General features: G+C 64.0%; 6 protein-coding genes. 2 read left to right on the top strand and 4 right to left on the bottom strand.

Annotated features, from left to right (window positions below):
• Together secA2 and VN856_RS07835 are read right to left on the bottom strand one after the other, a co-directional pair.
• On the bottom strand, nt 1-2,001 hold a 2,001-nt coding region (gene secA2, locus VN856_RS07840; RefSeq protein ID WP_325687765.1), incomplete at its 3' end, for an accessory Sec system translocase SecA2.
• Nucleotides 2,002-2,024: 23 nt separating this feature from the next.
• On the bottom strand, nt 2,025-3,671 hold the full coding sequence (locus tag VN856_RS07835; protein ID WP_325687763.1) for an acetolactate synthase: 1,647 nt from the start codon (nt 3,669-3,671) through the stop codon (nt 2,025-2,027).
• Between the two features lie 151 nt (nt 3,672-3,822).
• Here VN856_RS07835 and VN856_RS07830 point away from each other — a divergent pair, with 151 nt between their 5' ends.
• Nucleotides 3,823-5,691: an ABC transporter ATP-binding protein/permease gene (locus VN856_RS07830; protein WP_325687767.1), complete on the top strand. Its 1,869-nt coding sequence runs from the start codon at nt 3,823-3,825 to the stop codon at nt 5,689-5,691.
• A gap of 172 nt (nt 5,692-5,863) precedes the next feature.
• Entirely contained in the window at nt 5,864-7,777 is a 1,914-nt protein-coding gene (locus VN856_RS07825; protein WP_325687761.1) for an ABC transporter ATP-binding protein/permease, read from the top strand.
• Nucleotides 7,778-7,860: 83 nt separating this feature from the next.
• On the opposite strand, the gene VN856_RS07820 is transcribed toward VN856_RS07825, so the two are convergent.
• Together VN856_RS07820 and VN856_RS07815 are read right to left on the bottom strand one after the other, a co-directional pair.
• On the bottom strand, nt 7,861-9,357 hold the full coding sequence (locus VN856_RS07820) for a GMC family oxidoreductase (RefSeq protein WP_325687759.1): 1,497 nt from the start codon (nt 9,355-9,357) through the stop codon (nt 7,861-7,863).
• 262 nt (nt 9,358-9,619) lie between these two features.
• Nucleotides 9,620-10,888, bottom strand: coding sequence for a glycosyltransferase (locus tag VN856_RS07815; RefSeq protein WP_325687757.1), 1,269 nt, complete (start codon nt 10,886-10,888; stop codon nt 9,620-9,622).
• Nucleotides 10,889-11,156: the final 268 nt, after the last annotated feature.

The raw sequence follows: 11,156 nt of genomic DNA, 5'->3' as shown, positions 1-11,156 counted from the left end.
CATGATCAGCCGGCAGATTTTCTCGAGCTGGTCTTCGGAAAGATCTTCTGCCAGCTCGTCGTAACGTTCGGGCGCCAGCTCGGCGAGCTCTTCGCGAGGGGCGGCGGTGCTGAGTAGCTTGTTGCGCCGCTCGACGATGATCGCTCGCTGCTGGGCGGTCAACTGGTTGTAGCGCCAGGTGTTGGCGTGCACGTCGAGCAGGCGGCCTTCGGCGACTCGCTGGGCGTGATCGAGCAGTCCGGCCACCTTGTTGCTGACGATGCGGCCGTCGTCGTCGGTCTGCATCGGCAGCTTGTTGGGCTCGAGGTTGGCCGCCGCGACGTCGTCTTCCCAGCTGGAGAAGAAGACCGAGGATCCGGGATCGCCCTGACGGCCGGCGCGGCCGCGCAGCTGATTGTCCAGTCGCTCGGTGTGGTGCCGGCCGGTGCCGACCACGTGCAGACCGCCGAGCTCGACGACCTTGTCGTGATCGGCCTCATCGGAGCCGCCGAGCCGGATGTCGATCCCGCGGCCGGCCATCTGTGTCGACACCGTGACGGCGCCGAGCTTGCCGGCTTCGGCGATGACCGCGGCCTCCTCGGCGTCGTTCTTGGCGTTGAGCACCACTGCGGGGACGCCGCGACGCTGCAGCCGCTCGTGCAGCTCTTCGGATTCGGCCACGTCGTGGGTGCCGACCAGGACGGGCTGTCCGGTCTCGTGTATCTCGATGATGTGCGCGATGATCGCGTCGGTTTTGGCCGCGGCCGTGATGTAGACCCGGTCGGTTTCGTCCTCGCGAACGTTGGGCGTGTTCGGCGCGATCGGCGAGACACCGAGCTTGTAGAACTGGCGCAGCTGTTCGCCTGCGGCCAAAGCGGTTCCGGTCATGCCGCACACCGTCGGGTACCGGTTGATCAACGCCTGCACGGTGATGGTGTCGAGCACCTCGCCGGTTTCGGTGGTCTCGATGCCTTCCTTGGCCTCGACCGCGGCCTGCAGACCGTCCGGCCAGCGTTGCAGCTGAGCGATGCGGCCGCGCGACGAGTTGATCAGGTGCACGGCGTCGTCGCGCACGATGTAGTGCACGTCGCGGTGCAGCAGGACGTGGGCGTGCAGTGCGACGTTGACCTCGGTGAGAGTGGTGCCGACGTGCTCCTCGGAGTACAGATCGATTCCGCCGAGCTGCTTTTCGACTCTGGCCGCCCCGGCATCGGTCAGGTGGACGTTGCGGCTGTCGGCGTCGGTGTCGTAATGCACACCGGCTTGCAGTGCGCCGACCAACCGAATGATCTCCAGCCGCGGTTTCTCGCGGTGGCTGGTTCCAGCCAGCACCAGCGGGACCAACGCCTCGTCGACCAGCACCGAGTCGGCTTCGTCGATCAGGGCGACGTCCGGGTTGGGCGACACCAGGTCGTCGACATCGGTCACCAGCTGATCCCGCAGCACGTCGAAGCCGATCTCGTTGATCGACGCGTAGGTGACATTGCACTTGTATGCCGCGCGCCGCTCCTCGGCGGTCGATTCGCCGGTCACCCAGCCGACGGTCAGCCCGAGAGCCTCCAGCAGCGGACTCATCCATTCGGCATCGCGGCGGGCCAGATAATCGTTGATCGTCACGACATGAACGTGCCGACCGCCCAGCGCGTAGCCGGCCGCGGCGATCGCTCCGGCCAGCGTCTTGCCCTCACCGGTTGCCATTTCGACGACGTCGCCGGCCAACATCCGCAGCGCGCCGAGCAGCTGCACGTCGAAAGGCCTGAGCCCGGTGGCCCGTTCGGCGGCTTCCCGCGCGATGGCGAGGAACTGCGGGACGTCGTCGGCCTCGGCCAGATCGTCGAGGTCGAGCAGCCCCGCGGCTTTGCGCAACTGCTCGTCGTCGAGCCCGGCGGCTTTTTCGTCATAGTCAGCCGACGCGGTGACCTGGGACAGTGAGCGGCCCTGGTTCTTCTCGGTGTTGGCGCCGAGCAGTCGCCAGAAGCGGCCGCTTACTCGGCCGGACGAAGAGCTGGTGGTCTTTGACACAGGTCAACGGTACGTCAGGTGCGTCACGCCAGATTGGACCGGCGTGGATAGGCGACGTCGGGATCGGTGAGCACGTTGACGACGGCGGGCAGCCCGCTGCCCAGCGCGCGCGTCAGCGCCGGCCGCAGCTCCGCAGGCGTCGAGACCAGCTCGCCATGTCCGCCGAGCGCCCGCACGACCTCGTCGTAGCGGGTGCCGGGCCGCAGTTCGGCCACCACCGAATAGCCGTACAGCGCTGTCATCGGGTGGTGCTCCAGAGCCCAGATGCCGTTGTTGCCGATCACCGAGACAACGGGAACGTCGTGCCTGGCCAGCGTGTCCCATTCCATGCCGCTGAATCCGAACGCGCCGTCGCCTTGCAGCAAGATGACCTGACGGTCCGGTCGGGCCAGTTTGGCGGCCAGCGCGTAGCCGGGACCCGAACCGAGGCATCCGAACGGGCCGCTGTCCAGCCATGCACCCGGAACATAACTGTCGATCACCCGGCCGGCGTACGAGCCGAAGTCGCCGGCGTCGACGACGACGATCGCGTCGCGGTCCAATAGCGGCGCGAGTTCGGCGTAGACCCGCATCGGGTGCAGCGGGCTGCGGTCATCGGCCAGCTCGCCGTGTTCGCGTTCGCGCGCCGCGGTCTCGGTCGCCCGCAATTCGGCGATCCATTCCCCGCGGCCGGCGGTATCGGCCCGCGGTGTGCCGCTCAGGACCGTCAGGGTCGACGACAGGTCGCCGTAGAGCTCGGCGGCAACCGGCCGAGGATGTCCGCGGTCGGGTTGCACGCGGTCGGCAACGATCAACTGGGTGTCTGGCCCGAATACCCCGCCGAATCCCAGCCGGAAGTCCATCGGTACCCCGATGACGACCGCAACATCTGCCTCCCCCAACGCTTTTGAGCGGGCCCGCGAAAAAGCCAGCGGATGGTCGGCGGGGACGGTGCCGCGGGCCATGCCGTTCATCAGCACCGGGATCCGGCGTTCCTCGGCCAGTCGCAGCAGCGCCGCTTCGGCATGACCCCACCAGACATTGGTGCCGGCCATGATGACCGGTCGCTGCGCGGCGCCCAGCAGGCCGACCGCGCGTTCGACCGCGTCGCCGTCGGGCAGCGACGGCTCCGGCGACGTGGTCAGAACGCCGGGCAGTCCGGTGTCGGCGGCGACGGAAAATACGTGGTCCATCGGAAAGTCGATGAACGCCACCCCCGATGGCGCGCCGACCGTGGCTCGCAGCGCGTCGTCGATCAGGCCGCTCACCGCCTCGGCCGACGGCGCGGTGGCGGCGAATCGCGTCAGCGGTGCCACGAACGGCACATGGTCGATCTCCTGCAAAGACCCCATTCCCCACCGCCCCGCCGGCGCCCGGCCACCGAGAACCAGCAACGGCGACGAGTTTTGCTGGGCGGCAGCCATTGCGCTCATCCCGTTCGTCACGCCCGGGCCCGCGGTCAGTGCCGCCACGCCCGGTTGACGGGTCACCTTCGACCAACCCTCGGCCGCAAACGCGGCGGTCTGCTCGTGGCGGGTGTCGATCAACCGGATACCTTCGCTGCGGCAACCGTCGTAGAGCGAGAACAGATGGCCGCCGGACAATGTGAAAACGGTGTCGATCCCGCTGGCTTTGAGCCGCCGGGCGATCAGTCGGCCGGCATGGAAGGTGTTCTCGGCGTCGTTGCCCATGGCCGCAGCCTATCGGCCATCCTGAGGTAGCTTCCCCGACAAGCTTTCCGACGGGGCGTCGTGCGGAATAGCCAGACCGCGAGGAGACTTCGTGACTGCTCTACAGCCGTTCAAACCATCCATCGACTGGGGTTCCGCGGTGCCCGACTCGATGTTGTGGATCGCCCGGGCCTGGCTGATCAGTGCCGTGTGTGTGGTTGTCGTCCTGGTGGTGCTCAGGTTCACCACCCAGTGGGCGCGGCAATACTGGCGGATCACCGGTGGCTACTTCTCCGGTCCACGGTCGGGCAGGGTGTGGGTGATGCTCGGCTTGCTGCTGCTGTTGGTCGTCACGATCGTGCGAATCAACGTCTTGTTCAGCTACTTCAGCAAAGACTTGTACAACGCGCTGGAAACAGCGTTCACCGGTTCTGGCGCGCAAAACGAAACTGTCAAACAGTCTGGCATGCAAGGCTTTTGGGCGGCGTTGGCGGTCTTTGGTCTGCTTGCCGCAATTTTCATCGCGGTGGCCATGGTCGACATCTACCTGATGCAGCGCTTCATCGTCGCGTGGCGGGTCTGGCTGACCGAGCGCCTGACCGTCGACTGGCTGACCGGACGCGCCTACTACCGGACCCGGTTCATCGACGGCACGATTGACAACCCCGACCAACGTATTCAGCAGGACATTGACGTTTTCACCGCCGGCGCCGGTTCTACCACAAATGTCCCGACCATCGGCACTGGCCAAACCCTGCTGTTCGGAGCAGTGCAATCAGTGGTCTCGGTCATCTCGTTCGCCGCGATCTTGTGGAATCTCTCGGGCACGCTGACCGTCCCGTTGATCCATGTCGACATTCCCCGCGCGATGTTCTGGAGTGTTTTCGTCTTTGTGGTGGCGGCGAGCGCTGTCACGTTCTGGATCGGCCATCCCTTGATCAAGCTGAGCTTCGCAAACGAGCAGCTGAACGCTGCCTTCCGTTATGCGTTGGTGCGCTTGCGGGACTCTGCCGAAGCCGTCGGGTTCTATCACGGTGAGGACGCCGAGCGATCGCGATTGCGGCAGCGCTTCACGCCGATCATCGACAATTACCGCCGATATGTGCGCCGCACCATCGGTTACACCGGCTGGAACTGGTTGGTCACTCAGGCGATGGTGCCGCTGCCGTGGCTCATTCAGGCGCCGCGGCTGTTCGCCGGGAAAATTGGTTTGGGCGGCGTCGCGCAAACCGCAGCCGCATTCGGCACGATCCAGGAGTCGCTGTCTTTCTTCCGCAACCACTACAACCATTTTGCGTCATTTCGGGCGTCGATCATTCGGTTGCATGGCTTGGTTGACGCCAACGCCCGTGGTCGGGAACTGCCCGAGGTCGCGGTGGAGCCCAGCGAGCGCGGATCGGTGGAAATCGCTGCCGTCGAGGTGCGTACGCCTAGTGGCGAGCAATTGATCGACCCACTCGAAGTCCGGCTCAACAGCGGTGACGCGTTGGTCGTCATCGGCCGTTCGGGGGCCGGCAAGACCACGCTTTTGCGCAGTCTGGCGCAGTTGTGGCCATACGCGTCCGGAACCCTGCGCCGGCCGGCGGGCGAGCACGCCACGATGTTCTTGTCGCAGTTGCCATACGTGCCGCTCGGCGATCTGCGCGGGGTGGTCTGCTATCCGAATTCAGCGGACGATGTCTCTGACGCCGCGGCGCGAGAGGCGCTGACCAAGGTCGCGCTCGCCCCGCTGGCGGCCCGGCTCGATGAGGAGCGCGATTGGGCCAAGGTGCTCTCTCCCGGCGAGCAACAGCGGATCGCGTTCGCCCGCGTCCTGCTCACCAAGCCGCAGGCGGTGTTCCTCGATGAGGCTACGTCGGCGCTCGATGAGGGCCTGGAATTCGCGCTGTACCAGCTGTTGCGTACCGAACTGCCGGACTGTGTCGTGGTGAGCGTCAGTCATCGGCCCACAGTTGAGCAGCACCACGATCACTTGCTTGAGCTGCTCGGTGAAGGCAAATGGGAACTGCGCCGTATCGAGCGGGAGCCGGCCGGCGTATGACCTGCTGGCGCACCGTGCGCGTCCGCACCGATCTCGATGAGATGATCTCGGCACACCGGCCCACACAGCGCGCCGCCGCCCTGGCCGGGTAGCTTCGCGGGAAAGTCTTTTCAACCAGGCGTTCGACGCACGCCTGGTTGTGCAGGTCGCAATCCGAAGGAGCGCGCGAACCGTGGAGTTGTTCAAGTCGTCCATCGACTGGGGGCACGCCCTCGTTGATTCGCTGTCCTGGATCGCCGTCGCGTGGGTGATCAGTGCGGTGACCCTGCTTGCAGTGCTGGTGCTGTTGCGGTCGCTCACCCCATGGGGCCGCCAGTTCTGGCGGATCACCGGGGGCTATTTCACCGGTGAGCACAGCGCCACCGTGTGGCTCACACTCGGGGTGCTGTTGCTGTCGGTCGTGATCGGCGTTCGTCTGACTGTGCTGTTCAGCTACCAGGCCAACGATTTGAACTCGGGCATTCAGACCGCCGTGCAGGGCTTGGCCACTCATGACGACGCAGTGAAAAACTCTGGCATACATGGGTTTTGGAACTCGATCAAGGTTTTCTCGCTCATGGCGGCGTTATATATCGCTCGTGGCGTCTTCGATATATACCTGGTGCAACGCTTCATTGTGGCGTGGCGGATTTGGCTCACCGATCGACTCACCGGTGACTGGCTGGAAGGGCGCGCGTATTACCGCTCTCGATTCATCGACGGCACCATCGACAACCCCGACCAGCGTATTCAACAAGACATTGACGTCTTGACCGCCGGGACGGGAGGTACCCCGAATGTGCCGTCTAACGGCACTAGGGATGTGCTGTTGTTCGGCGCGGTCGAGTCGGTGTTGTCGGTGTTTTCCTTTACCGCCATTCTGTGGAACCTGTCGGGCACGCTGACGCTCTTCGGCGTGAGCATGCCCAGGGCGATGTTCTGGATCCTGATCGTCTACGTCTTGGTAGCGACGATCTTCGGCTTCTGGATTGGGCGACCGCTGATCCGGCTGAGCTTCCGCAATGAGCTGACGAACGCTGCCTTCCGCTACGCGCTGGTCCGGGTGCGCGACGCCGCCGAGGCGGTCGGCTTCTATCGCGGCGAGGCCGCCGAACGTGTGCAGTTGAGCAGGAAATTTCGGCCGATCATCGACAACTACCTGCGATATGTGAACCGGACCGTCAGCTGGTTCGGGTTCAACATATCGATGAGTCAGTTGATTGTCCCGTTGCCCTGGGTCCTGCAAGCGCCGCGATTGTTCGCCGGGCAGATCAAGTTCGGTGGCGTCACGCAGACCGCGACGGCGTTCAACCAGATCTCTGACGGGTTGTCCTTCTTCCGCAACGCCTACGACCAATTCGCGAGTTATCGCGCGGCGATCATCCGGTTGTACGGCCTGGTTGTCGCCGATGACAAGGCTCGCGAGCTGCCGGAGCTACTGGTGATGCCGAGCGTCGACGGTGCCGTCGATATCGAAGGTGTGGAGGTGCGGACACCGGATGGCGATCAGCTGATCGAGTCTCTTGACCTGCACTTGTCGAAGGGCGATGCGCTGGTGATCACCGGCCCGTCAGGCAGCGGCAAAACGACGCTGCTACGAAGCCTTGCGCAGTTGTGGCCGTACGGATCGGGAACCCTGCGATGCCCCGACGGGCCCAATCAGACGATGTTCCTTTCTCAATTGCCGTATGTGCCCCTGGGCGATCTGCGATCGGTGGTGTCGTATCCAGCGGAATCCGGTGACATTCCCGACGCTGCTCTGCGCGATGTGCTGGAACGAGTAATGCTGCCGCATCTGGTCGACCTGCTCGACGAGGAACAGGATTGGGTCAAAGTGCTGTCACCGGGTGAGCAGCAGCGCATCGCGTTCGGTCGAGTCCTGCTGACCAAACCGAAGGCCGTGTTCGTCGACGAGGCCACATCGGCGATGGACGAGGGGCTGGAATTGACGATGTATCGACTGCTGCGTGCCGAATTGCCCGGCACGGTCGTCGTCAGCGTCAGTCACCGCAGCACCGTCGAGCATCATCACCAGCAACGCCTCGAGTTGCTCGGTGAGGGTCGATGGCAGCTGAGCCCGGTGGATAAGGAACCGGTCAACGTCTAGGCATTAACCACGCCGTACCGCGGCTTCCGCTCAGACCATCGCCGTGCACAAAGCGTAGTTAAACCTCTTGGGTCCCATTCAACTCATGCGCTTCCGTAATTGTTAACGATGAACCGGCACGCTCGAACCGTGAGGGCCATCATCGTCAACGTGGGATTCTGGAATCCGGAGGACACAAAGCATGCGCCGTCGGTAACGAATACATTGTCGGCATCCCAACATTGACAGTATGAGTTCACCACCGAGTTGTCCGGTGTGTCGCCCATGCGCGCGCCGCCGGTCTCGTGAATGGCTCCCCCGGGCCGAAAAGCGCGATAGTTCGTGAGGAACAGGGATCGAAGCAGGCGATCGGCGATGCTGCCTCTGGGACGGCGATCGTGGTTCTCGTCGATCTGTAGGCCGCCGGCCGCGGCAATTTCCGGCAGCGTTCGGCGCATGTGGGCGATCATGTTGAGCTCGTCCTGAGAGTGGCTGCACTCGATTTTGGCGACGGGAATCCCCCACGCGTCCTTGACAATTGGGTCTAGTGATACGTGGTTTTGGTACCGGGGCTGCATCTCGCCATACGCCCCCATGACCCAGACCGGCCAGCCGCGGCCTATCTGGACCTCGACGCCGTAGCCACCAGGAAAGTTTTTCGACTCGTTGTCGCAGAAACTCGGAATGTACAGTCCCGCGCCGGCCACGGCGAAGTCGGACTCGACATCCTTCTCAGACACCTTGCCGCTCCGGATGTGCGCAACGTGGTCGCAGAGATAACGGCCGAGCTGGCCTGACGAACCGCCGACCCCGGAAGGATGCGTTGCGGATTTTGAGTTCAACAGGATCCGTACGGTCTCGATCGCCGACGCGCAGAGAACGACGACCTTTCCGTGAATTGCCTGCCTAGTCTTCGTCAATCGATCGATGTATTCAACGCCGGTCGCCCGACCCGATCGCGCATCGACCAATAATCGGCTCACGACGGCGTCTGTCCGAATGTCGAGGTGCCCGGTTGCGAGAGCGAGTCTCAGCGGAAGCGGAACTCTGTTGTCGTCGTGCTTGACCTTTCGCGCGGACGTTACGCGGACGTTCGGCAGCCGCTTCTCGACGTTGGTCAGGAACGCGTCTTCGATCTTTGTCGTTTTCAGCGGCCCGATGAACTGCCCGTCGGGACAGTTGGGAATGCCCGCGGGCTTCCCGTAGACGCCTAGTGTTCGCTCGACGATGTCGTAATCCGGCGCCAAGTCTTCGTAGGCCAGTGGCCAATCGACGCCGTCTCCGCGGACACTCGCCGCTTTGAACTCCGAATTCGACATGCGCGGTGCATGCCCGAGCCACAAGTGCAGGCGACCGCCCAGTTGCCGGCCCCTGATCCAGACGAACGCTTTTCCTGGCGCTGTCGTGTAGGGATTTTCTCTGTCGTTGACGAAGAATTTCTTGGAGGTCTCGGAGAAGGCTGGACAACGGATCTGGACGTGCTGACCCTGGATGGCCGATTTGACTCGGCCGGCAATCCCCATCCCGCCGGTGTCCGCGTCGCTCGGCACGTCATCATCGATTTCCGGGTTCCGGCCGGCCTCGAGCAGGACAACCCTCATCCCGCCTTCCGTCAGTTCCTTGGCAGCCCACGAGCCAGACGCACCGGAGCCAACAACGATGGCGTCATATCTGGATTCAGTGCCGGGCATGCGTGCGTCTCCGGGTGAGTTCTGCCACCGGATCGGTGGCGGCCGCAACGCTGGCGGTGGGTTTTGTCATCCGGTGGCTATCTCGCGGGCTTGGGCGGCAAGGCGTTTGATCTTAGCGCACTTGAACTTGGTGCACGCCAGTTAAATACTTGGCGGCGGCCACCCTCGCCGATCAGTCAACACGCCGGACGCCGGCGAGATTTTCCACAAGATCGGCGGCGGCCGCGACGCTGGCGGTGGGTGTAGTCATCCGGGTGGCGATCTCGCGGGCTCGGGCGGCGTATTGCGGGGTGAGTACGGTACGCAGGTCAGCGATCAATGACTCCTGCGTTGTACGCGAAAAGCGCCGGGCAGTACCGACTTTCAGCCGTTTGACCACGGCGCCCCAGTGTGGCTGATCGAAGCCCCGCCACAAGATCACGGTGCGCACCCCGGCGCGCAGGCCGGCGGCCGTGGTACCCGCGCCGCCATGATGAACGACCGCGCGGCAGGACGGAAAGATGGCCACGTGGTTCACCGTGCCCACCACCTTGACATGCCCGAATCGAGGGAGGTCGCTGAAGTCAGTCCCGCCGGCGCATACCAACGCTCGTTCGCCTAACTGCGCGCAGGCGGCACCGATCATGGCGAGCGTCTCAGCGGGCGATTCGATCGCTACGCTGCCGAACCCGAAGTAGATGGGCGGTGTTCCTGCGGCAATCCACGACGCGACCTCCTCATCGTCATCCGTCGGCAATTCCAGAGTTAGCGCCCCGACGAAGGGCCGCCTGCCGTTCCATCTCGCCCATTCGGCTGCCAGCCCGGGAAAGCACATCTCGTCGTAGGCCTGGATTTCAAGGTGTCCCCCTTCGATGATCCGTCGAAACGCCGGCCTGCTTTCCTTCGGCAAGCCCAGGTCGCGCCGCTGTGCTTCTTCGACGTCCTTCCTTGCGGGCCACATCAGCCATTCGGCCGCGGTCATCGCAAAGCTGACCAACCACACCGGCAAGTACGGCCGCAGCTGACCGTTCGCCTGCACCGGAGCGAAATGCAGGATGGACAAGGGGATGTCGTAGTACTCCGCGACGTTGGCGGCGACTTCCTGATACGCCATGCCGGTGAGGATCAGGTCCGCCCCGTCCGCCACCGACACCAGCGTCGTGCCCATGTCGCCCCAGCACGAAACACCCGACTCCGCGGCATCGCGCCATAACCTGCGCAGGTCGAGGATCTTCCAGAGATTGCGGAGGAGATTGGGGAAAAAGTTGCGGTGGGCGTCGAGCCAGCGCTGCGGTTCCGCCCCGTAGGCGACCGCCGCAATCCCAGCCGACTCGACGAAGCCAACAACGTCTGGCGGGACAGCCATGCACACGTCGTGCCCTCTGCGCAGCAGCTCGCGCCCGATGGCGGAGCAGGGCTCGACATCGCCGCGAGTTCCCCACATCGCCAGCACAAACCTCATTGCGTATCTAAGCCTTCCACTTATCAGCATGTTCTGCGAGATAAAACTGGCAGCCTCCCATCCGCCGGCAGCATAATCTTCGCGCACAGCCAGTGGAACGTAGCCACAGCAGTCCGCCGTACCAAATCAACCAACCCCGAAGCCTTCCCGTGGTCTGGCTCGCTCCATGCTCCGGCTTTACGACGAATGTCGGGCCTGCCGCGTATCGCCGCGATATCCTCGGAGCACCTGTCGAGGCTCTTACGGGCACCATCTGGCTGACGATGTA

It is taken from the genome of Mycobacterium sp., assembly GCF_035603715.1.
Taxonomy (GTDB): domain Bacteria; phylum Actinomycetota; class Actinomycetes; order Mycobacteriales; family Mycobacteriaceae; genus Mycobacterium.
Note: the sequence above shows the minus strand (reverse complement) of the source record. Positions and strands in the feature narration are given on the sequence as shown.

Excerpts from the sequence above, each read along its gene's own strand:
- VN856_RS07835 (WP_325687763.1), bottom strand. The coding sequence starts at position 3,671 with ATGGGCAACGACGCCGAGAACACCTTCCATGCCGGCCGACTGATCGCC.
- VN856_RS07830 (WP_325687767.1), top strand. The coding sequence starts at position 3,823 with ATGTTGTGGATCGCCCGGGCCTGGCTGATCAGTGCCGTGTGTGTGGTT.
- VN856_RS07820 (WP_325687759.1), bottom strand. The coding sequence starts at position 9,357 with ATGAGGGTTGTCCTGCTCGAGGCCGGCCGGAACCCGGAAATCGATGAT.
- VN856_RS07815 (WP_325687757.1), bottom strand. The coding sequence starts at position 10,888 with ATGAGGTTTGTGCTGGCGATGTGGGGAACTCGCGGCGATGTCGAGCCC.